17 protein-coding genes and 5 tRNA genes are annotated in these 24,327 nt (G+C 43.7%); all 22 read right to left on the minus strand.

Annotated elements, in window-relative coordinates; translation table 11 throughout:
• Window positions 1-423 precede the first annotated feature (423 nt).
• The gene (gene tuf / locus AC2IOM_RS03625; protein WP_010562291.1) at window positions 424-1,608 is read right to left on the minus strand and encodes an elongation factor Tu; all 1,185 of its coding nucleotides are present in this window, start codon (window positions 1,606-1,608) and stop codon (window positions 424-426) included.
• A 61-nt stretch (window positions 1,609-1,669) separates the two neighbouring features.
• The gene (gene fusA, locus AC2IOM_RS03630) at window positions 1,670-3,787 is read right to left on the minus strand and encodes an elongation factor G (RefSeq protein WP_105171159.1); all 2,118 of its coding nucleotides are present in this window, start codon (window positions 3,785-3,787) and stop codon (window positions 1,670-1,672) included.
• A 27-nt stretch (window positions 3,788-3,814) separates the two neighbouring features.
• Complete coding sequence (rpsG, locus tag AC2IOM_RS03635) at window positions 3,815-4,285, minus strand: 30S ribosomal protein S7 (protein ID WP_010562301.1); 471 nt, start codon at window positions 4,283-4,285, stop codon at window positions 3,815-3,817.
• A 100-nt stretch (window positions 4,286-4,385) separates the two neighbouring features.
• Window positions 4,386-4,760, minus strand: coding sequence for a 30S ribosomal protein S12 (rpsL, locus tag AC2IOM_RS03640; RefSeq protein WP_010562300.1), 375 nt, complete (start codon window positions 4,758-4,760; stop codon window positions 4,386-4,388).
• Window positions 4,761-4,923: 163 nt separating this feature from the next.
• Window positions 4,924-9,099, minus strand: coding sequence for a DNA-directed RNA polymerase subunit beta' (rpoC, locus tag AC2IOM_RS03645; RefSeq protein ID WP_486359158.1), 4,176 nt, complete (start codon window positions 9,097-9,099; stop codon window positions 4,924-4,926).
• Between the two features lie 111 nt (window positions 9,100-9,210).
• Complete coding sequence (gene rpoB / locus AC2IOM_RS03650; RefSeq protein WP_105171161.1) at window positions 9,211-13,236, minus strand: DNA-directed RNA polymerase subunit beta; 4,026 nt, start codon at window positions 13,234-13,236, stop codon at window positions 9,211-9,213.
• Between the two features lie 267 nt (window positions 13,237-13,503).
• Complete coding sequence (gene rplL, locus AC2IOM_RS03655; RefSeq protein ID WP_010562297.1) at window positions 13,504-13,866, minus strand: 50S ribosomal protein L7/L12; 363 nt, start codon at window positions 13,864-13,866, stop codon at window positions 13,504-13,506.
• Window positions 13,867-13,946: 80 nt separating this feature from the next.
• On the minus strand, window positions 13,947-14,441 hold the full coding sequence (rplJ, locus tag AC2IOM_RS03660; RefSeq protein ID WP_010562296.1) for a 50S ribosomal protein L10: 495 nt from the start codon (window positions 14,439-14,441) through the stop codon (window positions 13,947-13,949).
• A 337-nt stretch (window positions 14,442-14,778) separates the two neighbouring features.
• Window positions 14,779-15,483: a 50S ribosomal protein L1 gene (rplA, locus tag AC2IOM_RS03665; RefSeq protein ID WP_010562295.1), complete on the minus strand. Its 705-nt coding sequence runs from the start codon at window positions 15,481-15,483 to the stop codon at window positions 14,779-14,781.
• A 6-nt stretch (window positions 15,484-15,489) separates the two neighbouring features.
• Window positions 15,490-15,918, minus strand: a complete 429-nt coding sequence (gene rplK / locus AC2IOM_RS03670) for a 50S ribosomal protein L11 (RefSeq protein WP_010387320.1) — start codon at window positions 15,916-15,918, stop codon at window positions 15,490-15,492.
• A 163-nt stretch (window positions 15,919-16,081) separates the two neighbouring features.
• Window positions 16,082-16,639, minus strand: a complete 558-nt coding sequence (nusG, locus tag AC2IOM_RS03675) for a transcription termination/antitermination protein NusG (RefSeq protein ID WP_010562294.1) — start codon at window positions 16,637-16,639, stop codon at window positions 16,082-16,084.
• 4 nt (window positions 16,640-16,643) lie between these two features.
• Window positions 16,644-17,021 (minus strand): preprotein translocase subunit SecE, encoded by a 378-nt coding sequence (gene secE / locus AC2IOM_RS03680; protein ID WP_010562293.1) that lies wholly within the window; start codon window positions 17,019-17,021, stop codon window positions 16,644-16,646.
• Window positions 17,022-17,149: 128 nt separating this feature from the next.
• Window positions 17,150-17,226 (minus strand) — tRNA-Trp (locus tag AC2IOM_RS03685).
• A gap of 166 nt (window positions 17,227-17,392) precedes the next feature.
• The gene (gene fusA, locus AC2IOM_RS03690) at window positions 17,393-19,474 is read right to left on the minus strand and encodes an elongation factor G (RefSeq protein WP_100912400.1); all 2,082 of its coding nucleotides are present in this window, start codon (window positions 19,472-19,474) and stop codon (window positions 17,393-17,395) included.
• 261 nt (window positions 19,475-19,735) lie between these two features.
• Window positions 19,736-20,920, minus strand: coding sequence for an elongation factor Tu (tuf, locus tag AC2IOM_RS03695; RefSeq protein ID WP_010562291.1), 1,185 nt, complete (start codon window positions 20,918-20,920; stop codon window positions 19,736-19,738).
• 138 nt (window positions 20,921-21,058) lie between these two features.
• A tRNA-Thr gene (locus AC2IOM_RS03700) sits at window positions 21,059-21,134 on the minus strand.
• Between the two features lie 11 nt (window positions 21,135-21,145).
• Window positions 21,146-21,220, minus strand: a tRNA-Gly gene (locus AC2IOM_RS03705).
• 43 nt (window positions 21,221-21,263) lie between these two features.
• A tRNA-Tyr gene (locus AC2IOM_RS03710) sits at window positions 21,264-21,348 on the minus strand.
• A gap of 43 nt (window positions 21,349-21,391) precedes the next feature.
• Window positions 21,392-21,467 (minus strand) — tRNA-Thr (locus AC2IOM_RS03715).
• Window positions 21,468-21,606: 139 nt separating this feature from the next.
• A complete protein-coding gene (locus tag AC2IOM_RS03720; RefSeq protein ID WP_486359159.1) occupies window positions 21,607-22,287 on the minus strand; it encodes a type III pantothenate kinase in 681 nt (226 codons plus the stop codon).
• Between the two features lie 2 nt (window positions 22,288-22,289).
• Window positions 22,290-23,279, minus strand: coding sequence for a bifunctional biotin--[acetyl-CoA-carboxylase] ligase/biotin operon repressor BirA (gene birA, locus AC2IOM_RS03725; RefSeq protein ID WP_486359160.1), 990 nt, complete (start codon window positions 23,277-23,279; stop codon window positions 22,290-22,292).
• Window positions 23,267-24,277 carry a UDP-N-acetylmuramate dehydrogenase gene (gene murB, locus AC2IOM_RS03730; RefSeq protein ID WP_486359161.1) on the minus strand — a complete coding sequence of 337 codons (1,011 nt, stop codon included), beginning with the start codon at window positions 24,275-24,277 and terminating at the stop codon, window positions 23,267-23,269. Before murB ends, birA begins: the two co-directional genes overlap by 13 nt.
• Window positions 24,278-24,327 lie beyond the last annotated feature (50 nt).

Genomic DNA, 24,327 nt, shown 5'->3' on the forward strand with positions numbered 1-24,327 from the left:
TAGTTCATAATACGATTAATCAAATGCTTAAATGTGTCACATGCTTGCTAAGGCATCTATATAAAATTATAGCGGGTAACAGATCGCATTAGGCTCTTGAAGCACTAGAGCAATACATAACTCTTGGGATAGCGAAGCGTTAATTTTGCAACAAACGCGATATAGGTTAATAAGTAACGCCGAATATTAATGAATAGCGAATGACGAAGTTCCATTCATTCAACAGCTCTACAAAGAACATGCTTAAAAGCTAAGTACGCTGTTTCTGCATGACTGTTCAAGGCAAGTTATCACCAAGCGGTCGGTAATATAAAATGATGTGAAACGAGAACGTTAAATTAAATAAAGTATAGGTATTTTTGACATAAAAAAACCCGAGCCTAAACTCGGGTTTTTCAATGCTTATGCATTAACTATCAAGAATTAGTCTTCGATAGTTGCTACAACACCAGCACCTACTGTACGGCCACCTTCACGGATCGCGAAACGTAGACCTTCGTCCATCGCGATTGGAACGATTAGCTCAACAGTCATCTTGATGTTGTCGCCTGGCATTACCATTTCTACGCCATCTGGTAATTGGATATCACCAGTTACGTCAGTTGTACGGAAGTAGAACTGTGGACGGTAGCCTTTGAAGAATGGCGTGTGACGACCACCTTCATCTTTAGATAGTACGTATACTTCTGAAGTGAACTTAGTGTGCGGCTTGATTGAACCAGGCTTACATAGAACCTGACCACGCTCAACTTCGTCACGCTTAGTACCACGTAGAAGTGCACCAATGTTCTCACCAGCACGACCTTCGTCTAGAAGCTTACGGAACATTTCAACACCCGTACAAGTAGTAGTTGTAGTTTCTTTAATACCTACGATTTCTACTTCGTCGTTCACGTTGATGATACCAGCTTCAACACGGCCTGTTACTACTGTACCACGACCCTGGATTGAGAATACGTCTTCGATAGGCATGATGAATGGCTTATCGATGTCACGCTCTGGCTCTGGGATGTAAGTGTCTAGTGCTTCTGCAAGCTCAACAATCTTGTCTTCCCACTCTTTCTCGCCTTCTAGTGCTTTAAGAGCTGAACCTTGGATTAGTGGTAGGTCGTCACCTGGGAAATCGTACTCTGAAAGAAGTTCACGAACTTCCATCTCTACTAGCTCTAGTAGTTCTTCGTCGTCAACCATGTCACATTTGTTCATGAATACGATGATGTAAGGTACACCAACCTGACGTGAAAGAAGGATGTGCTCACGTGTCTGTGGCATTGGGCCATCAGTCGCAGCTACTACTAGGATTGCGCCGTCCATCTGTGCAGCACCTGTGATCATGTTTTTAACATAATCCGCGTGTCCTGGACAGTCTACGTGTGCGTAGTGACGAGTTGGTGTATCGTACTCAACGTGTGAAGTTGAGATTGTGATACCACGCTCACGCTCTTCTGGAGCGTTATCGATTGCTGCGAAGTCTTTCGCTTCACCACCGTATACTTTTGCAAGTACGTTAGTGATTGCTGCTGTTAGAGTTGTTTTACCGTGGTCAACGTGGCCGATTGTACCTACGTTTACGTGCGGTTTCGAACGTTCAAACTTTTCTTTTGCCATTTTCTTAAATTCCTATAAAGAAATTAAAGTCCGATCCCACATGAATCGGACCGAACTAAAATTACTTAACAGCGCGAGCTGCAATAATTGCGTCTGCAACATTTGAAGATGCTTCTGCGTACTTGAGGAATTCCATCGAGTACGAAGCACGCCCTTGTGTTGCAGAACGAAGGTCTGTTGCATAACCGAACATCTCAGCAAGCGGCACTTGTGCGTTTACTTGCTTAAGACCACCTGGCGCTTCGTCCATGCCTTCGATCATACCGCGACGACGGTTTAAGTCGCCTACTACATCACCCATGTTTTCTTCAGGGGTGATAACTTCAACCTTCATAACCGGTTCTAATAAGGCTGGGTTCGCTTCAAGCGCACCTTTCTTGAATGCCATAGAACCTGCGATCTTAAACGCCATTTCATTCGAGTCTACATCATGGAATGAACCATCATATAGTGTCGCTTTAACGCCTAATACAGGGAAGCCAGCTAATACACCATTTTGCATTTGCTCAGCAACACCTTTTTCTACCGCAGGAATGTACTCTTTTGGAACAGCGCCACCAACGATTTCGTTAACGAATTCGAAGTTTTCAGCATCTTCTTCCGTAAAGTCCATTGGCTCAAGTTTCAGCCAAACGTGACCATATTGTCCGCGACCACCAGACTGACGTACAAACTTACCTTCAACTTCAACAGTTGAGCGGATAGCTTCACGATACGCAACCTGAGGTTTACCAACGTTACATTCAACGCTGAATTCACGTTTCATACGATCAACGATAATATCTAAGTGAAGTTCGCCCATTCCTGAAATGATGGTCTGGCCTGATTCTTCATCTGTTTCGACACGGAAAGATGGATCTTCAGCCGCTAGTTTACCTAACGCGATACCCATTTTTTCTTGGTCAGCTTTGGTACGCGGTTCAACCGCAACTGAAATTACTGGCTCAGGGAATTCCATACGCTCAAGTGTAATGTGCGAATCAAGTGAACACAGAGTGTCACCTGTTGTTACATCTTTCAGACCAATTGCTGCCGCGATGTCGCCAGCGCGAACTTCTTTAATCTCTTGACGGTCATTTGAGTGCATTTGCACAATACGACCAAAACGCTCACGTTTAGCTTTAACTGGGTTGTAAACTGTATCACCAGTGGCTACAACACCTGAGTAAACGCGGAAGAAAGTTAGCGTTCCAACAAATGGGTCGGTTGCAATTTTAAATGCAAGCGCCGCAAATGGTGCATTGTCATCAGCAGGACGTTCTTCTTCTGTCTCGCCGTCGTCTAAAACACCTTGGATTTGCTTAACTTCAGTTGGTGACGGCATGAATTCAATCACAGCATCAAGTACCGCTTGTACACCTTTGTTCTTAAATGCAGAACCACAGGCCATTGGAACGATTTCGTTCGCAAGCGTACGTTGACGAATTGCTGCTTTGATTTCTTCTTCCGTTAATTCACCATCTTCTAGGTACTTTTCCATTAACTCTTCGTTTGCTTCAGCAGCAGACTCAACTAAATGAGCACGCCATTCCTCAGCAAGGTCTTGAAGGTCAGCAGGAATCTCTTCGTAAGTGAAGCTCATACCTTGATCTTCTTCAGACCAGTTAATCGCTTTCATCTTGATAAGATCAACGACTCCTTTGAAGTCGTCTTCAGCACCGATAGCAAGTTGGATTGGTACAGGTACAGCGCCTAAACGGCTCTTAACCTGCTCAACTACCATCAAGAAGTCAGCACCTACGCGGTCCATCTTATTAACAAAGATCATGCGTGGTACTTCATATTTATTTGCTTGTCGCCACACCGTTTCCGTTTGTGGCTGGACACCAGATGAAGCACAAAGTACTACAACTGCACCATCGAGTACGCGTAAAGAACGCTCTACTTCGATAGTGAAGTCTACGTGTCCTGGGGTATCAATAATATTGATACGGTGGTCTTCGAACTGAGCGTCCATACCTTTCCAGAAACACGTGGTTGCAGCAGAAGTGATCGTGATACCACGCTCTTGCTCCTGCTCCATCCAGTCCATAGTTGCGGCACCGTCGTGAACTTCACCGATCTTATGACTAAGACCGGTGTAGAAAAGAACACGTTCTGTAGTGGTGGTTTTACCCGCATCTACGTGGGCACAAATACCGATATTGCGATAACGCTCAATTGGAGTTGTACGTGCCATAATATCCTCTTAAAACTTAAGAGCTTACTACCAACGGTAGTGAGCGAATGCCTTGTTCGCTTCAGCCATACGGTGAACGTCTTCACGTTTCTTAACCGCAGTGCCTTTGTTTTCAGCAGCATCAATCATTTCTTGTGCAAGACGTAAGCCCATTGATTTTTCACCACGCTTACGAGCTGCTTCAACTAACCAACGCATACCTAATGCGTTACGACGAACTGGGCGTACTTCTACTGGTACTTGGTATGTTGAACCACCAACACGGCGAGATTTAACCTCTACCTGTGGGCGAACATTTTCAAGTGCCGATTCGAAGATTTCTAGGTGCGACTTGCCTGATTTCTCAGCAGCCACGTCTAGCGCACCATATACGATTTTTTCAGCAGTTGACTTCTTACCGTCTAACATTACTACGTTAACGAATTTAGCAAGAAGCTCTGATCCGAACTTCGGATCTGGAAGAATTTTACGTTGACCTATTACGCGTCTTCTAGGCATTTTAATCTCTCCGATTTCTTCAGGTCCGCTTTACTTCAGCGAATCCCCAAAACAATATTAATTACAAATTTAAGTGCTTGGCCTTACTAACGGAGAACCATTAGCCTTTAGGGCGCTTAGCACCGTACTTAGAACGACCTTGACGACGGTCGTTAACGCCTGCACAGTCAAGTGCACCGCGAACAGTGTGGAAACGTACACCTGGTAAGTCTTTAACACGACCACCACGGATAAGAATTACACTGTGCTCTTGAAGGTTGTGACCTTCACCACCGATGTATGAAGTTACTTCAAAACCGTTCGTTAAACGAACACGCGCTACTTTACGTAGAGCCGAGTTTGGTTTCTTAGGTGTTGTTGTATATACACGAGTACATACGCCACGCTTTTGAGGACAAGCCTTAAGCGCAGCTGAGTTATTTGATTTAACCTTGCTGCGACGTGGCTTACGCACTAGCTGGTTGATAGTTGCCATTAAATAGCTCCTAATAAATTAAACTAAACTACTGAAAAAAATCCGCCCTTTTACTTCACTGAGCAAAAGGGTGGCGGAATTTTAATGAGCAAAGTTTAACCTGTCAACATAAACTGCACATATAGCCCGAAATTTAGGCTATATGTGCGAGTTGCGATTAAGGTTATTCTTGCTCGCCTTCGATGCCAGCATTAAGTGCATCGGTTAGTGCTTGTGATGCTTCATCTACACTAACTGTTTGCTCTTCAACACTTTCACCTTGTTTGCGACGATTGATACGGTCTTGGTGGTAGGCAAAACCAGTACCCGCCGGAATCAAGCGACCTACAATTACGTTTTCTTTAAGACCACGTAATTCATCGCTCTTACCATTTACTGCTGCATCAGTAAGAACACGAGTTGTCTCCTGGAATGATGCTGCAGAAATGAATGATTCTGTCGCAAGTGATGCTTTAGTAATACCCATTAGCTGAATTTCATATTTAGCTGGAATCTTACCTTGCTCTTCAAGATCACGGTTTGCGATATTTACGCGCGCCACTTCAACTTGTTCACCTGCTAGGAATTCTGTATCACCACCGTCTAGAATGATGCACTTACGGATCATCTGACGAATGATAGTTTCGATGTGCTTATCGTTAATTTTTACACCTTGTAAACGGTATACTTCTTGTACTTCGTTTACGATGTAGTTAGCAACATCAGTTACACCACGTAGGCGAAGGATATCGTGTGGTGACTCTGGACCGTCGGCGATAACTTCACCTTTCGATACTGATTCACCTTCGAACACGTTAAGCTGACGCCATTTAGGAATCATCTCTTCGTATGCATCACCTTGCTCTGGTGTAATAACTAAGCGTTTCTTACCTTTAGTTTCTTTACCGAAACTAACTGTACCTGTGATTTCTGCAAGAATTGCTGGATCTTTCGGCTTACGCGCTTCAAATAAGTCAGCAACTCGAGGTAGACCACCGGTGATATCGCGTGTCTTCGAACCTTCTTGCGGGATACGTGCTAATACTGCACCAGCCGCAACCGTTGAACCATCTGTCACTTCAATTGTAGTGAATGAAGGAATACGGATTTCTTGAAGACCGCGCTCATCATTTTCGATGATTAACTTAGGCTCTTTCGCGTTAACTTTCGCTAGGTCTTTAACAACCATACGCGTAAGACCAGTAAGCTCGTCTGTTTGCGATTCTACGTTTGAGTCATCAATGTCGCTGAACTGAACTTTTGATTCGTGTTCAACAATGATTGGGTGACTATGCGGATCCCATGTCGCAACGATATCGTTACCAGCTACTTCAGCACCATCTTGTACTGAAAGAACCGCACCGTAAGGTACTTTATAACGCTCTTTCTCACGACCGTGCTCGTCGATAACTGTGATTTCAGTTGAACGAGATGTGATTACAATCTTACCATCTGAGTTAAGAACGTATTTCGCGTTGTGTAGCTTTAAGCTACCGTTGTTCTTAACTTGTACGCTGTTCTCTGCAGACGCTCGAGATGCCGCACCACCGATGTGGAAGGTACGCATCGTAAGCTGTGTACCCGGCTCACCGATTGATTGAGCTGCGATAACACCTACTGATTCACCTGGGTTAATTAGGTGACCACGTGCAAGGTCACGACCGTAACAGTTAGCACATACACCAAAGTCGTTATCACATGTGATAACTGAACGTACGCGTACTTCGTCCACTGAGTTCTCTTCTAAAAGGTCACACAGTTTTTCGTCAAGCATTACGTTACGCTCAACAAGTACTTCTTCAGTACCTGGCTTTAATACGTCTTCAGCAACTACACGACCTAATACACGCTCGCGTAGCGGCTCAACAACGTCACCACCTTCAATTAGCGGCTTCATTGTTAGACCGTCTTCAGTACCACAGTCTGACTCGTTGATTACTAAGTCTTGTGCAACGTCTACTAGACGACGTGTTAGGTAACCCGAGTTCGCTGTCTTAAGTGCGGTATCGGCAAGACCTTTACGCGCACCGTGCGTCGAGATGAAGTACTGTAGTACGTTTAGACCTTCACGGAAGTTCGCCGTGATTGGTGTTTCGATGATTGAACCATCTGGACGTGCCATTAAACCACGCATACCCGCTAACTGACGGATCTGAGCGGCGCTACCACGTGCACCTGAGTCGGCCATCATAAATACTGAGTTGAATGAGTCTTGCTCTTCCTCAACACCTTCCGCGTTGATTACAGTATCTTTTGATAAGTTTGCCATCATTTCACGTGATAAGTTTTCATTTACACGTGACCAGATATCGATAACTTTGTTGTACTTTTCACCCGCAGTTACAAGACCAGACTGGAACTGTTGGTTAATTTCGTTAACTTCTGCTTCAGCAGCGTCGATGATCTCAGCTTTAACTGGTGGGATTTCCATATCGTTAATACCGATAGAAACACCCGACTTCATTGCGTAGTGGAAACCTGTGTACATTACTTGGTCAGCAAACACTACAGTGTCTTTTAGACCTAGACGACGGTAACACTCGTTAAGAAGACCTGAAATCTGCTTCTTACCCATTGCCTTGTTAACAAGTTCAAATGGTAAGCCTTTAGGCATGATAAGTGAGAAAATCGCACGACCTACTGTTGTTTCAACTAGGTGTGTAATTTCGCTCTTGTCGCCTTCTTCGCTGATAACCGTTTCAGTTAAACGAACTTTAACGCGTGCGTGTAAGTCAGCAACACCTGTACGGTACGCTTTCTCAGCTTCTTTCGCGTCTTTAAATACTAAACCTTCACCGTTCGCATTGATGCGATCGCGCGTCATGTAGTAAAGACCTAATACAACGTCCTGTGAAGGTACGATGATTGGCTCACCATTCGCTGGTGAAAGAATGTTGTTGGTTGACATCATTAGTGCACGTGCTTCTAGCTGTGCTTCTAATGTTAACGGTACGTGTACCGCCATTTGGTCACCATCGAAGTCAGCGTTATATGCCGCACACACTAATGGGTGTAGGTGAATCGCTTTACCTTCGATTAATACTGGTTCAAACGCTTGGATACCAAGACGGTGAAGTGTTGGTGCACGGTTAAGTAAAACCGGGTGCTCACGAATTACTTCATCAAGGATATCCCAAACTTCCGGTACTTCACGCTCTACCATCTTCTTCGCAGCTTTGATAGTAGTCGCCATACCGCGGCGCTCTAATTTACCGTAGATAAATGGCTTGAATAGCTCTAGTGCCATTTTCTTAGGAAGACCACATTGGTGTAGTTTCAGTGTAGGACCTACAGTGATTACAGAACGGCCTGAGTAGTCAACACGCTTACCAAGAAGGTTTTGACGGAAACGACCTTGCTTACCTTTGATCATGTCTGCAAGCGACTTAAGTGGACGCTTGTTAGAACCAGTGATCGCACGACCGCGACGACCGTTATCAAGTAGTGCATCTACCGCTTCTTGTAACATACGCTTTTCGTTGCGTACGATAATGTCTGGTGCAGCTAAGTCTAAAAGACGCTTCAGACGGTTGTTACGGTTGATAACACGACGGTATAAATCGTTCAGATCAGATGTTGCAAAGCGACCGCCATCTAGTGGTACTAGTGGACGTAGATCTGGTGGAAGAACTGGTAATACAGTCATGATCATCCACTCAGGGTTGTTACCTGATTGGTGGAATGATTCCATCAGCTTAAGACGCTTAGTGATCTTCTTACGCTTAGTTTCAGAGTTAATTGTTGGTAACTCTTCGCGCATTTCTGCAATTAGCTGACCAAGGTCAAGGTCACGAAGTAGATCAAGTACAGCTTCTGCACCCATCTTAGCTTCGAACTCGTCACCGTGCTCTTCTAATGCATCTAGGTATTCTTCTTCACCTAATAGCTGACCACGCTCAAGCGTTGTCATACCTGGCTCTGTTACTACGAATGATTCGAAGTAAAGTACGCGCTCAATATCACGTAATGTCATGTCTAACATTAGGCCGATACGAGACGGTAATGATTTAAGGAACCAAATGTGCGCTACAGGGCTAGCTAGCTCGATATGACCCATACGGTCACGACGAACCTTAGTTAATGTAACTTCTACGCCACACTTTTCACAAATAACACCACGGTGCTTTAAGCGCTTATATTTACCACATAAACACTCATAGTCTTTTACTGGGCCGAAAATACGAGCACAGAATAAGCCGTCGCGCTCAGGCTTGAAAGTACGGTAGTTGATTGTCTCAGGTTTCTTTACTTCACCGAATGACCATGAACGTACCATATCTGGCGAAGCTAGACCGATGCGGATCGCATCAAACTCTTCGGTCTTGTTTTGTTGCTTCAGAAACTTAAGTAAGTCTTTCACCTTAGCTCTCCTAAAGGAGGTTAATCTTGGGGGCGGTCCATTTTAGCCACCCCAGCTATTCGTTCGCGAAAGGCGCTTGACTCTGTGTCTACAGAGAAGCGCCGAATCGGCTTATTCTTCTTCCAGCTCGATGTTGATACCTAGTGAGCGGATCTCTTTCAACAATACGTTGAACGATTCTGGCATACCAGGTTCCATCTTGTGGTTTCCGTCTACGATGTTCTTATACATCTTAGTACGGCCGTTAACGTCATCCGACTTAACAGTAAGCATTTCTTGTAGCGTGTAAGCAGCACCGTATGCTTCTAGTGCCCATACTTCCATCTCACCGAAACGCTGACCACCGAACTGAGCTTTACCACCAAGTGGCTGCTGAGTTACTAGGCTGTAAGAACCAGTCGAACGAGCGTGCATCTTGTCATCTACTAAGTGGTTTAGTTTCAGCATGTACATGTAACCTACAGTTACTTTACGCTCAAACTCATCACCTGTACGACCGTCATAAAGTGTTACCTGACCACTTGAAGGATATCCACCTAGCTCAAGTAGCTCTTTGATTTCACTTTCTTTTGCACCGTCAAACGCTGGAGTTGCGATTGGTAAACCGCCTTTTAGGTTTTCAGCTAAGCGACGGATTTCATCATCAGAGAAGCTTGCAATATCTACCTTCTGACGACAATCACCTAATGCGTAAGCTTTAGCGATGAATTCACGTAATTCGTGAAGTTCACGCTGTTCTTTCATCATGTCTTCTAGGCGTTCACCGATACCACGTGCAGCAAGACCCATGTGAGTTTCTAAGATCTGACCGATGTTCATACGTGATGGTACACCTAGCGGGTTTAGAACGATATCTACGGTACGACCACGGTCATCGTAAGGCATATCTTCTACTGGTACGATTGTCGAGATAACACCCTTGTTACCGTGACGACCAGCCATCTTATCACCCGGTTGAATACGACGTTTAACAGCTAAGTAAACTTTAACAATCTTAAGAACACCTGGTGCTAAATCGTCACCTTGAGTGATCTTACGACGCTTAGTTTCAAAGCGCTTATCGTAATCCGCTTTTAATTCGTCATACTGTTCAGCAAGTTGCTCTAACTCGCCTTGTTGTGCTTCATCAGCTAGGCTTTGTGTTAGTAGCTTGTCTGCAGCAAGACCTGCAAGTGATGCTTCATCCATACCAGCAGCGATAAGTAGCTTGCGAGCACGGCTTAAGACACCTTCTTCAAGGATCTTAAATTCTTCGTTGAAGTCTTTCTTCGCTTCACGAACTTGCATCTCTTCGATTTCAAGTGCGCGCTTGTCTTTTTCAACACCATCGCGAGTAAATACTTGAACGTCGATTACCGTACCAGATACTGAGTTTGGTACACGTAATGAGCTGTCTTTAACGTCAGACGCTTTTTCACCGAAGATAGCACGTAGTAGCTTTTCTTCTGGAGTTAGCTGCGTTTCACCCTTAGGTGTTACTTTACCAACTAAGATGTCACCGCCTTTAACTTCAGCACCGATGTATACAACACCCGATTCATCAAGTTTGCCAAGTGCAGATTCACCTACGTTAGGAATATCAGCTGTAATTTCTTCTGGACCTAACTTGGTATCACGCGCGATACACTGAAGTTCTTGAATATGAATCGTGGTTAGACGATCTTCTTGAACTACACGCTCTGATAGTAAGATTGAATCCTCGAAGTTATAACCATTCCATGGCATGAATGCCACGCGAAGGTTTTGACCTAGTGCTAAGTCACCTAAGTCTGTCGAAGGACCATCAGCAAGTACGTCACCACGAACAACCGGCTCACCAACCATACACGTTGGTTTTTGGTTGATACAGGTGTTCTGGTTAGAACGTGTGTACTTAGTTAGGTTATAAATGTCGATACCCGCTTCACCTGGAACGCGCTCATCTTCATTTACGTTTACAACGATACGGCTCGCATCAGCGTAATCAACTACACCGCCACGCTTAGCAACGATTGTTACACCTGAATCTTTCGCAAGTGTACGCTCGATACCTGTACCTACTAACGGCTTGTCTGCACGTAATGTTGGTACTGCTTGACGTTGCATGTTCGATCCCATTAGTGCACGGTTCGCATCATCGTGTTCTAGGAATGGGATAAGTGCTGCTGCAACTGAGATAACCTGTTGTGGCGATACATCCATATATTGGATGCTGTCGCTAGGCATAAAGGTTGATTCACCTTTGTGACGACATGGAATTTGCTCATCAACAAAACGGTTTTCTTCAGTTAAGTTTGCGTTTGCCTGTGCAATTACAAACTGGCCTTCTTCGATTGCAGATAGGTAATCAACTTCGTCAGTTACAACGCCGTCAATTACTTTACGGTATGGAGTTTCTAGGAAACCATAGTCGTTAGTACGTGCGTATGTTGAAAGCGAGTTGATTAGACCGATGTTCGGACCTTCAGGCGTTTCGATTGGACATACACGACCGTAGTGAGTTACGTGAACGTCACGTACTTCGAAGCCTGCGCGCTCACGCGTTAGACCACCTGGACCTAATGCTGAGATACGACGCTTGTGCGTTACTTCTGAAAGCGGGTTGTTTTGGTCCATAAACTGAGATAACTGCGATGAACCGAAGAATTCTTTAACCGCTGCAGAAATAGGCTTAGCATTGATTAGGTCTTGTGGCATTACTGCATCAAGATCACCTAAGCTTAAACGCTCACGTACTGCACGCTCAACACGTACTAAACCAACACGGAATTGGTTTTCTGCCATTTCACCCACAGAACGAATACGACGGTTACCTAAGTGGTCGATATCATCTACGTCACCTTTACCGTTACGAATGTCGATTAGAACCTTCATAACTGCAACGATATCTTCTTTACTTAGTGTACCTGCACCGTAACCTTCTTCGTGGCCAACACGGCTGTTGAATTTCATACGACCAACTTGTGATAGGTCGTAACGTTCTTCAGAGAAGAATAAGTTATCGAATAGTGCTTCTGCTGCATCACGCGTTGGTGGCTCACCAGGACGCATCATGCGGTAGATTTCAACAAGCGCTTCTAAACGATCATTTGTTGGGTCAACACGTACAGTTTCTGACATGTATGCACCGCTATCAACTTCGTTGATATACAGTGTTTCAATCTTGTTAAAGCCCGCTTTAACAAGTTCAGCCATTAACTCAAGTGACAGCTCAGCATTTGCTTCAGCTACAATTTCACCCGTGTCTTCGTTGATGTAGTTTTTCGCTACAACACGATCAATGATGTACTCGTGCGGAACTTCTAGCTGAGTAACGTTGTTCTTTTCTAGTTGTTTGATGTGACGTGCCGTAATACGACGGCCTGATTCAACAATCACATCACCAGAAGGATCTTTAATATCAAAGATCGCAGTCTCACCACGTAAACGTGATGGAACAAGTTCCATTAATACTTTACCGTCTGCTACTTCGAAAGTTGTAGTTTCGAAGAACATATCTAGAATTTCTTCAGTTGAATATTCTAGTGCGCGTAAAATGATAGACGCTGGTAGTTTACGACGACGGTCGATACGTACGAATAGGTTATCTTTTGGATCGAATTCGAAATCTAACCAAGAACCACGGTAAGGAATAACACGTGCATTATATAAAACTTTACCCGATGAGTGCGTTTTACCACGGTCATTATCGAAGAATACACCTGGTGAACGATGTAGCTGAGAAACGATTACACGCTCAGTACCATTGATCACAAAAGTACCTGTATCGGTCATGAGCGGAATTTCGCCCATGTATACTTCTTGCTCTTTAATGTCTTTAACTGTGCCTGGTGCTTCCTTGTCCATTAGCACTAAGCGTAGCTTAACGCGTAATGGTGCAGAATAAGTCACACCGCGGATTTGACACTCTTTAACATCAAATACTGGCTCACCAATACGATAACTTACGTATTGTAGCTCAGAATTTCCCGAGTAACTTTTGATCGGGAAAACAGAACGGAATGCTGCTTCAAGGCCGTGATTGCCTTCTGCGTCCGGACTTAAGAATTTTTTAAAGGATTCTAACTGCGTAGACAGTAGAAACGGCACATCCAACACTTGTGGACGTTTACCAAAATCCTTACGGATACGTTTCTTTTCAGAATAAGAGTAAGCCATGGGGTTCCTCAGCTTGCTGACTTTTGACCCAACTGCTCATAATAATGAACAGACTAACTTGGCACTGTGGCCAATACTGCAACACCAATTTTTTAATTAGCTAAAAACATTAAAAATCAGTTGGTTGCAAAACTAATAATTAAACAACTTAGCTAATTATTGTGCGATTGCAAAGCCGGAGCTCTACAGCGCAAAAAGGCCGGTGAATAAAAATTCACCAGCCCTTGCCTGATTTTTGGTCAGGCAGCTAATCTAGCATAAGCTAGATTACTTGATCTCAACTTCAGCACCAGCTTCTTCAAGATCTTTCTTAAGTGCTTCAGCTTCTTCCTTAGATACACCTTCTTTGATTGGTGCAGGAGCAGACTCAACAAGCGCCTTAGCTTCTTTAAGGCCAAGACCAGTTGCGCCACGTACAGCTTTGATTGCAGCAACTTTGTTACCGCCAGCAGCAGCTAAGATTACGTCGAACTCAGTCTTTTCTTCAGCAGCTTCAGCAGGACCAGCAGCAACAACAGCAGCAGCTGCAGTTACGCCGAACTTCTCTTCCATAGCTTCAACTAGTTCAACAACTTCCATTACTGACATTTCAGCAATAGCGTCAAGGATTTGGTCTTTAGATACAGACATTTCAAATTTCCTAATAATTACGAACCATTAAGGGTTCAAAAAATACTTTACACCGAAAAAGAACAAAAAACAGCTTAAAATTAAGCAGCTTGCTCAGCTTTCTGTACACGTACTGCTTCAATTGTTTTACACAATTTACCAGCAGACGCTTCTTTCATAGCGCTCATTAAGCGTGCAACTGCTTCGTCGTATGTTGGTAATGTAGCAAGCATATCTGCGTCTACAACGTTACCTTCAAAAGCGGCCGTTTTAACTTCAAAGTTTTCATTCTTCTTCGCGAAATCTTTAAAGATACGCGCTGCAGCACCTGGGTGCTCAGAAGAGAAAGCGATTAAGCTAGGACCAACTAGCGACTCATTTAGACACTCATAATCAGTACCTTCAACAGCACGTTTAGCTAAAGTGTTACGAACAACCTTCATCCAAACGCCTGCTTCACGAGCTTCTTTACGAAGGGCAGTGATAGCATCTACAGTTACACCACGAGAATCTGCAACAACTGCAGAAAGAGCACCTTTGGCAGCTTCGTTAACTTCAGCAACAATTGCTTTTTTGTCTTGAAGATTTAACGCCATGGGTGTTACTCCTGGTTCTATGGGGACAAGCCCCTGTTTACTCATCTTTTAATCAAAATTAAGATTAAAAGTGCTTTTTACGGCGAGAGCCAGAAGATTAGGAAAAATCTTGCTGGGGATTCACACCGTCTACGTAGGAGATTAAGCATACCTAATGGTTTGCACCTACGGTCTTGGACGAAAGCCTAATTTATCGCTTTTGCTTGAAACAAGCGCGAAATTATAGACTCCAACCCGAATTTGGTTTTATTGTTGAATTAAAGAAAACTTCATAACTCAACAAAATGGCGCAAAATTATAGTCTAATTTTTGCGCCATGTAAACGCTATTCTCTAAATTATACTACTTGAGTATTTAGAGTAGCTTGGTCTACAGCAACACCAGCACCCATCGTAGTAGAGATGCTTACTTTCTTAAGGAAAGTACCTTTCGCTTGAGAAGGCTTAGCCTTCTTAAGAGCGATGATTAACGCTTCAAGGTTTTCTTGAAGTTGGTTTGCATCAAAATCTACTTTACCGATAGTAGTGTGGATAATACCGTTCTTGTCGTTGCGGTAACGAACCTGACCAGCTTTAGCGTTTTTAACTGCTTCTGCAACGTTAGGCGTTACAGTACCAGTTTTAGGGTTAGGCATAAGACCACGTGGACCTAGGATTTGACCTAGTTGGCCAACAACGCGCATTGCATCTGGAGAAGCAACAACAACGTCAAAGTTCATTTCGCCTTTCTTAACCTGCTCAGCAAGGTCGTCCATACCTACTAAATCAGCACCAGCTTCTTTAGCAGCATCTGCGTTTGCACCTTGAGTGAATACAGCAACGCGTACTTCACGACCAGTACCGTGTGGTAGTACAGTTGCACCACGTACGTTTTGGTCTGATTTACGAGCGTCGATGCCAAGGTTTACAGCAACGTCAACACTTTCAGTGAATTTAGCAGTAGCTAGTTCTTTAAGAAGAGCAACAGCTTCGTTGATTTCGTACTCTTTAGTTACGTCAACTTTTTCGCGGATTACGCGCATACGCTTAGTTAATTTAGCCATTCTCAATTACCCTTCTACATTCAAGCCCATTGCACGTGCAGAACCTGCAATCGTGCGTACAGCTGCGTCCATATCAGCAGCAGTAAGGTCAGGACGTTTAGTCTCAACGATCTCTTCTAGTTGTGCACGTGTTACAGTACCAACTTTCTCAGTGTTAGGACGGCCAGAACCAGACTTGATACCTGCAGCCTTCTTAAGAAGGTAAGATGCAGGTGGAGTTTTCATATCAAAAGTGAATGAACGGTCGTTGTAAACAGAAATGATTACAGGAACCGGAGCACCTTTCTCGATAGACTCTGTACGTGCGTTGAACGCTTTACAGAATTCCATGATGTTAACACCATGTTGACCTAGTGCAGGACCTACTGGAGGACTAGGGTTAGCCATACCAGCAGCAACTTGTAGCTTGATTAGAGCTTCAACTTTCTTTGCCATTTTAATAACCTCATTTAATGGGTCTTAGCCTTGTGCGTGCGAGGACACGTACTCAAGCGGCTTCCCAAAATTAAAAAATTCTTAGCTTTTGCTATCATCAGATAACAAAAGGCCGCTGATTATAGATTAACCAGCGGCCTTTTTCAATATGATCAGTTAAGAATTATTTGTCAGCTTCAACCTGACCAAATTCTAATTCTACTGGTGTAGAACGACCAAAAATAAGTACAGACACTTTTACGCGGCTGCGGTCGTAATCAACTTCTTCAACAACACCGTTAAAGTCAGCAAATGGACCATCAATAACACGTACCACTTCACCTGGCTCAAACAATGTAGCCGGCTTAGGTGCATCTGCATTTTCTTGCAGACGGTTAAGAATACGATCAGCTTCTTTTTTGCTGATAGGCGCAGGACGGTCTGATGTACCGCCAATGAAACCCATTACACGTGGCGTGCTATTTACTAAGTGCCAGCTCGCATCGTTCATATCCATTTCTACCAGTACATAGCCTGGAAAGAACTTGCGCTCTGAACGACGTTTTTGGCCTGATTTCATTTCTACAACTTCTTCAGTCGGTACTAATACCTCTCCGAAGCTGTCTTCTAGGCCTTGGATTTTAATATGCTCAATAATTGTTTGAGCTACGCGTTTCTCAAAACCAGAAAATGCTTGTACTACGTACCAGCGTAGTTTCTTTTCTTTGTTCTCATCCGCCATGGGATCAGATCTCCAATCCAGTTAAAAAGCCAACAATTCTAAATAATGCACCGTCTAGACCCCAAAGGATAAGCGCCATTACTACTGTTGCAATCATTACGATAAACGTTGTTTGAACCGTCTCTTGGCGTGTTGGCCACACCACTTTACGTACTTCTAGCTTCGCTTCTTTGGCAAACGCAATAAACTCACGTCCTTTACCCGTTAACGAGGCAACGCCCAAACCTGCGGCAATCGCTACTACTACACCAACTGCACGTAATAATACAGATTGATCTTCAAACATGTAATTGCCTACAACTGCACCTGCTAGCAGTGCAATTGCTACAATCCATTTTAATGCATCCATTGAGCTTGATGGAGCTTCTACATTTGCGCTCATAATTAATTTACCTTAATACCAGACACAACAACCCCGGTGCTTAGACGAGGTTAATCCTTAAAATCCAAACTTTATAATCTACTTAGTAACAAGAAAATAAACTATCAGGTTTAGACTTCGAATTAAAGTGGCAGGGGCGACAGGACTCGAACCCGTAACCGTCGGTTTTGGAGACCGCTGTTCTACCAATTGGAACTACGCCCCTGCAAAGTGGATGCCCATTATACTGACCAATTCTTTTAAAACAAGGGTAAAAGATGCCCACTAAGCAATTATCTTAACTTTGCGATTTTCAAGATCGGCAATTTTTTATTTGTGGCAATAAAAAACCCAGCAAATGCTGGGTTTTTTCAGAACTTAGAAAAGTTTAATTACTTATTCTTTTCTTTTTGTTCAGCAATTACTGTCTCAGCAACGTTTGCTGGACATGCAGAGTAGTGTGAGAACTCCATAGAGAACTGACCACGACCTGAAGTAATTGTACGAAGGTGACCGATGTAACCGAACATTTCTGAAAGCGGTACTTCACCCTTGATGCGAACGCCCATTGCGCCAGCTTCTTGGTCTTTGATCATACCACGACGACGGTTAAGGTCACCAATTACGTCACCTACGTTGTCTTCTGGTGTGAACACGTCAACTTTCATGATTGGCTCAAGAAGCTGAGGACCCGCTTTTGGAATAGACTGACGGAATGCGCCTTTCGCAGCGATTTCGAACGCGATTGCTGATGAGTCAACTGCGTGGAAAGCACCGTCGAATAGTTCAACTTCAACGTCTAGCACTGGGAAGCCTGCAAGAACACCTTCTTCCATCATAGATGCGAAGCCTTTCTCAACTGCTGGCCAGAATTCCTTAGGAACGTTACCACCAACTACTGATGAAGAGAAAGTGAAGCCTGAGTTTTGCTCGCCTGGCTTGATACGGTAATCGATCTTACCGAACTGACCAGAACCACCTGACTGCTTCTTGTGTGTGTAGCTGTCTTCGATTTCTTGCGTGATAGTTTCACGGTAAGCAACCTGAGGCTGACCAACAACTAGGTCTACACCGTAAGTACGCTTAAGGATATCAACCTTGATGTCTAGGTGTAATTCACCCATACCTTTAAGGATTGTTTCACCTGAATCTTCGTCAGTTTCAACCTGGAATGACGGATCTTCTGCAACCATCTTACCGATAGCGATACCCATCTTCTCGTTACCACCTTTATCTTTAGGTGCAACAGCGATTGAGATTACCGGATCAGGGAAGATCATCGCTTCAAGAGTACATTCGTGCTTAGGATCACATAGCGTGTGACCTGTTTGAACGTTCTTCATACCTACAACAGCAATGATGTCACCCGCTTGCGCTTCAGTGATTTCGTTACGGTCGTCAGCTTGCATCTCAACCATACGGCCGATACGCTCTGTTTTACCAGTTGCTGAGTTAAGAACTGTATCACCTTTCTTCATACGACCTGAGTAGATACGGATGAACGTAAGTGCACCGAAACGGTCGTCCATAATTTTGAACGCTAACGCTTTTAGTGGCTCGTCTGCAGAAACAGTTGCAACTTCACCAGTTGGCTCACCAGTTTCTTTATCAGTTAACGGCTGAGGATCAACTTCAGTTGGTGATGGTAGGTAATCTACAACAGCATCTAGTACTAACTGCATACCTTTGTTCTTGAACGCAGAACCACAGTAAGTTGGGAAGAATGCTAGATCACGAGTACCTTTACGGATACACGCTTTGATTTGCTCTAGTGAAGGGATTTCACCTTCCATGTACGCTTCCATTAGGTCGTCGTCTTGCTCAACAGCAGACTCGATTAGCATCTCATGGTATTCTTCAACTTTGTCTACCATGTCAGCTGGAACGTCTTGTACTTCATAGTTTTCAGGAAGACCAGTCTCATCCCAAACGTATGCTTTTTTCTCTAGAACGTCTACAACACCACAGAATTCGTCTTCGATACCAATTGGTAGTGTCATAACTAGTGGGTTTGCACCAAGTACTTTCTCAACTTGACCTACAACGCGGTAGAAGTCAGCACCCATACGGTCTAGTTTGTTTACGAAGATACAACGAGCAACTTCTGATTCGTTAGCGTAACGCCAGTTAGTTTCTGACTGAGGCTCAACACCACCAGAACCACAGAATACACCGATACCACCGTCAAGAACTTTAAGTGAACGATATACTTCAACTGTGAAGTCAACGTGTCCAGGAGTATCGATTACGTTTAAACGGTGACCTTTCCACTCACACGTTACAGCTGCTGACTGGATTGTAATACCACGCTCAGCTTCCTGTTCCATGAAGTCAGTTGTTGATTCACCATCGTGAACCTCACCAGTTTTGTGGATTTTACCAGTTAACTTAAGGATACGTTCTGTTGTAGTCGTTTTACCCGCATCTACGTGGGCAAAAATACCGATATTTCTGTACTTAGATAAATCAGCCATTTCTTTACTCTAATTAATTAAAATTTTTCGCGCGGAGTATAACACTAGTTGATGACAACATCATCTAATAGTGGCTTATTTACAGCAATAAAATGTACATTTTTTAGCTTATTTAAGCTTTGAATTTCACATTTAGCTGTTTACAGCTTGAACAATCAACGTTCAAAAAAAGCACAACACCACTGCGAATGTTAAAAATGAAAAAAACCCGCGTAACAATTTACGCGGGTTTTTCAATGCTTATGCATTAACTATCAAGAATTAGTCTTCGATAGTTGCTACAACACCAGCACCTACTGTACGGCCACCTTCACGGATCGCGAAACGTAGACCTTCGTCCATCGCGATTGGAACGATTAGCTCAACAGTCATCTTGATGTTGTCGCCTGGCATTACCATTTCTACGCCATCTGGTAATTGGATATCACCAGTTACGTCAGTTGTACGGAAGTAGAACTGTGGACGGTAGCCTTTGAAGAATGGTGTGTGACGACCACCTTCATCTTTAGATAGTACGTATACTTCTGAAGTGAACTTAGTGTGCGGCTTGATTGAACCAGGCTTACATAGAACCTGACCACGCTCAACTTCGTCACGCTTAGTACCACGTAGAAGTGCACCAATGTTCTCACCAGCACGACCTTCGTCTAGAAGCTTACGGAACATTTCAACACCCGTACAAGTAGTAGTCGTAGTTTCTTTGATACCTACGATTTCTACTTCGTCGTTCACGTTGATGATACCAGCTTCAACACGGCCTGTTACTACTGTACCACGACCCTGGATTGAGAATACGTCTTCGATAGGCATGATGAATGGCTTATCGATGTCACGCTCTGGCTCTGGGATGTAAGTGTCTAGTGCTTCTGCAAGCTCAACAATCTTGTCTTCCCACTCTTTCTCGCCTTCTAGTGCTTTAAGAGCTGAACCTTGGATTAGTGGTAGGTCGTCACCTGGGAAATCGTACTCAGAAAGAAGTTCACGAACTTCCATTTCTACTAGCTCTAGTAGTTCTTCGTCGTCAACCATGTCACATTTGTTCATGAATACGATGATGTAAGGTACACCAACCTGACGTGAAAGAAGGATGTGCTCACGTGTCTGTGGCATTGGGCCATCAGTCGCAGCTACTACTAGGATTGCGCCGTCCATCTGTGCAGCACCTGTGATCATGTTTTTAACATAATCCGCGTGTCCTGGACAGTCTACGTGTGCGTAGTGACGAGTTGGTGTATCGTACTCAACGTGTGAAGTTGAGATTGTGATACCACGCTCACGCTCTTCTGGAGCGTTATCGATTGCTGCGAAGTCTTTCGCTTCACCACCGTATACTTTTGCAAGTACGTTAGTGATTGCTGCTGTTAGAGTTGTTTTACCGTGGTCAACGTGGCCGATTGTACCTACGTTTACGTGCGGTTTCGAACGTTCAAACTTTTCTTTTGCCATGACGGAACCTATAAAGTTATATAACTAAAATTACATGTAAAAGTGTCTACAACAAGCGCAGACGTATTCAAATAATTGAATAAGTTTATGACAAATTAAAGGAAGTGGAAAATATTTAAGAAAGGTTGAACTCGATACTGGTGCTGATAGGCAGATTTGAACTGCCGACCTCACCCTTACCAAGGGTGCGCTCTACCGACTGAGCTATATCAGCACACCAGAAACTGGAGCGGGCAGCGGGAATCGAACCCGCATCATCAGCTTGGAAGGCTGAGGTAATAGCCATTATACGATGCCCGCTTTCGGAACCTGTTCTTAACTACCTCTAACCGTCAAGAGTAAGTGGTGGAGGGGGACGGATTCGAACCATCGAAGGCAATGCCGTCAGATTTACAGTCTGATCCCTTTGGCCGCTCGGGAACCCCTCCACAAATTCTTTTAAAGCTAGACTTTCATATAGTGAAAGTAAAATGGTGCCGACTATCCGAGTCGAACGGATGACCTACTGATTACAAGTCAGTTGCTCTACCAGCTGAGCTAAGTCGGCACGTATACTGCTTAAGTACGGGGCGAGATTCTAAGGCAAGGTTTTACGATATGCAACCATTTATTTTAAAAAAAGTTAAAGATACCGTTTAAACGTTGAAGATTTAGTCAAATCGCTGCAGTTTTATGCGGTTATCCTGCTATTTCGCATATGCAACCAACCCGCGCAACACCAAATCTTCAATGAATTCGCTATTTTCAAGATGATCTGACAGTAGCTTGCCATAACCACCCGTACACAATACGCGAATATTATCACCAAATAAGTGCCTTGCTTGCGCAACCAAACCTAAACTGGCTGCTAAACAACCATAACTTAATGCTTCTGGCGTATTAATACCGACGGCGTTTTCAAACGACACCTGTTCGCTGGCAAATACTTTTTCCGCGCGCGATGTGATTGACTCCATCATCAAATCTATTCCCGGAATAATCCAGCCGCCTTGATGTGTTTTACCTTCAACTAATACGTCAACTGTCGTTGCTGTGCCAGCATCTACAATAATTGCTGATTGGCCCGCATAGAGATGGGCCGCCGCAAGCACCACAAGCCAGCGATCAATGCCGAGATTGTGGAACTGTTTATAAGCACAACTAATTCCATTGTGCTCGGCTGACACTTTTGCAGTAATCACTTCAACCCCACGCTCATTCGCATCGCTAATTAGATTATCAAGTTGCTGATTACTGCGAACACTGGCGATAAGCACTTGGTTAATGTCCTGCCAATTAACTTCGTGTTGGCTAATAAACGTAATTTCATCATTTTTGTATAGCGCTAATTTAAGTGCGGTATTACCTACATCAACTAGTAGCTTCATCGTTATATAACCTTGCGCACAGAAATTTCACCGCCATAGTAGGTTTTTTCATTGCCGTCTTGACGTAGAATTAAACCACCTTGTTGGTCAATGCCAACACATATTCCTTGCCAAGTTTTTTGACCCGTGTTTAATGTGACAAGTTGTTCTGCAAATGCATTAACATTATTCCACTCTTGATACATATCACTTAACCCTGATACTTGATACTGGGCTAACCGTTGCTCTAAACAATAAGTAAGCTGAGCAATTAGCACATTTTTATCTACTTGCATGCCAAGTCGTTTCAGGTCAATCCAAGCTTGGTCAATATGCTCACTGGCGTTTTCTGGCATCGCGATATTCAATCCAATACCAATAACTAAATGACATGGCCCTTCTGGTTGACCATCTAACTCAACTAATACCCCTGCTAACTTTTGGTTATTCACTAAAATATCATTTGGCCACTTTAAACTAACTTGCAAACCATAAAGCGTATGCAAGCAATCAAATACAGCTAAACCAACCGCAACACTGACACCCATTGCTGCTTGTAAACCATCATCCAGTAGCCAGTAGTAGCTATAATATAGGTTAGCACCAAATGGTGATTGCCAAACACGGCCACGTCTGCCGCGCCCTGCATTTTGCATTTCAGCTACAACCACAGTTCCTGATGTAACCACTTGCTTACTTGCAAGACGTTGCATTAATTCGGTATTCGTAGAGTCGATACTTGCAAATGTTTCGAAGTTACCAATCTGCCCTGATAATTTTTGATATTCGTTTTCAACCACTGCTTTCGCAATTAAACCGATATCTTGTTTTAGACAATACCCTTTGTTATTCACTTTATAGATATCAAGGCCGAGCTCACATAGTGACTTAATATGTTTTGCTACCGCTGCACGACTTATGCCCAGTTGCTCACCAAGATGTTGACCAGAGATAAACTCGCCACCTTGCAGCGCTTGCAATACCGCAAGTTTAGTGCCTTTTATTTGCGACATGTTGCAACCTCAACTTTGGTTTCACCAGTTTTAGCAACAAGGCGAACTTCATGTTCAAGTACAACACCGAATTGTGAGAACACCTTGTTTTGAATGTGCGCTACCATCGCCAACAGATCATCACTCGTTGCGCTGCCAGTGTTAATCAACACTAAAGCCTGCTTATTACTCACCTGCACACCACCCATCTTAAACCCTTTTAGCCCTGCTTTTTCTATTAACCAACCGGCGGCTAATTTTGTCGTATTTGCGCAAACAGGGTAAGTAGGCATATTTTCATATTGCGTATGTAAGCTTTCGATTAATGTATTTGGCACGATTGGGTTTTTGAAAAAGCTACCACTGTTTGCCTCAACCGCAGGATCAGGTAGTTTGCTTGAACGAATTGCAATAACTGCTCGCATTACTTGTAGCGCACTTGGCGTATTCAGTTCTTGCAACGGTCCATAAGTTAATTGAGGTTGCCACGCTTTTGTCAGCGTAAATTCAACCGATGTAATCACAAACTTGCCTAGCAAGGCATGCTTAAAAATTGAATCACGATACGCAAATTGGCATTCTGCAGCGGTTAATGTTTGATATTCACCCAGCTCAATGTTGTAGCCTGATACACTTGTGATTAAGTCTTTTACTTCTACACCATACGCACCAATATTTTGTACTGGTGCAGCACCAACTGTGCCTGGAATAAGCGCCAAATTTTCAAAACCATAAACACCCTGCTCAGTGCAGTCGGTGACTAACTGATGCCAATTTTCACCAGCGGCAACGTTTAAGATATACGCGTCGGTGCCTTCTGAAATCTCTATTCCTTTATTTGCGATTTGAATTATCACCCCTTGGTAATCATCAACAAATACCGTATTGCTCCCCTCACCGAGTACAATAAATGGCGCTTGCCAGTCTATTGTTTGTAGCTCAGTTGGGTCTTCAATGCGTATTAAGCGCTTTGCATATGCCGGTAACGCGAAAGTATGGAGTTGAGATAATGAAATCAAAAGTAATTCTCAAGGTAATAACAATGAAAGTATGCACATATTAACGCATT

It is taken from the genome of Pseudoalteromonas sp. NS-SX12, from assembly GCF_057367955.1.

Coding starts and splice junctions, on each gene's coding strand:
- tuf (WP_010562291.1), bottom strand. CDS start 1,608: ATGGCAAAAGAAAAGTTTGAACGTTCGAAACCGCACGTAAACGTAGGT.
- fusA (WP_105171159.1), bottom strand. CDS start 3,787: ATGGCACGTACAACTCCAATTGAGCGTTATCGCAATATCGGTATTTGT.
- rpsG (WP_010562301.1), bottom strand. CDS start 4,285: ATGCCTAGAAGACGCGTAATAGGTCAACGTAAAATTCTTCCAGATCCG.
- rpsL (WP_010562300.1), bottom strand. CDS start 4,760: ATGGCAACTATCAACCAGCTAGTGCGTAAGCCACGTCGCAGCAAGGTT.
- rpoB (WP_105171161.1), bottom strand. CDS start 13,236: ATGGCTTACTCTTATTCTGAAAAGAAACGTATCCGTAAGGATTTTGGT.
- rplL (WP_010562297.1), bottom strand. CDS start 13,866: ATGTCTGTATCTAAAGACCAAATCCTTGACGCTATTGCTGAAATGTCA.
- rplJ (WP_010562296.1), bottom strand. CDS start 14,441: ATGGCGTTAAATCTTCAAGACAAAAAAGCAATTGTTGCTGAAGTTAAC.
- rplA (WP_010562295.1), bottom strand. CDS start 15,483: ATGGCTAAATTAACTAAGCGTATGCGCGTAATCCGCGAAAAAGTTGAC.
- rplK (WP_010387320.1), bottom strand. CDS start 15,918: ATGGCAAAGAAAGTTGAAGCTCTAATCAAGCTACAAGTTGCTGCTGGT.
- nusG (WP_010562294.1), bottom strand. CDS start 16,639: ATGGCGGATGAGAACAAAGAAAAGAAACTACGCTGGTACGTAGTACAA.
- secE (WP_010562293.1), bottom strand. CDS start 17,021: ATGAGCGCAAATGTAGAAGCTCCATCAAGCTCAATGGATGCATTAAAA.
- fusA (WP_100912400.1), bottom strand. CDS start 19,474: ATGGCTGATTTATCTAAGTACAGAAATATCGGTATTTTTGCCCACGTA.
- tuf (WP_010562291.1), bottom strand. CDS start 20,920: ATGGCAAAAGAAAAGTTTGAACGTTCGAAACCGCACGTAAACGTAGGT.
- AC2IOM_RS03720 (WP_486359159.1), bottom strand. CDS start 22,287: ATGAAGCTACTAGTTGATGTAGGTAATACCGCACTTAAATTAGCGCTA.
- birA (WP_486359160.1), bottom strand. CDS start 23,279: ATGTCGCAAATAAAAGGCACTAAACTTGCGGTATTGCAAGCGCTGCAA.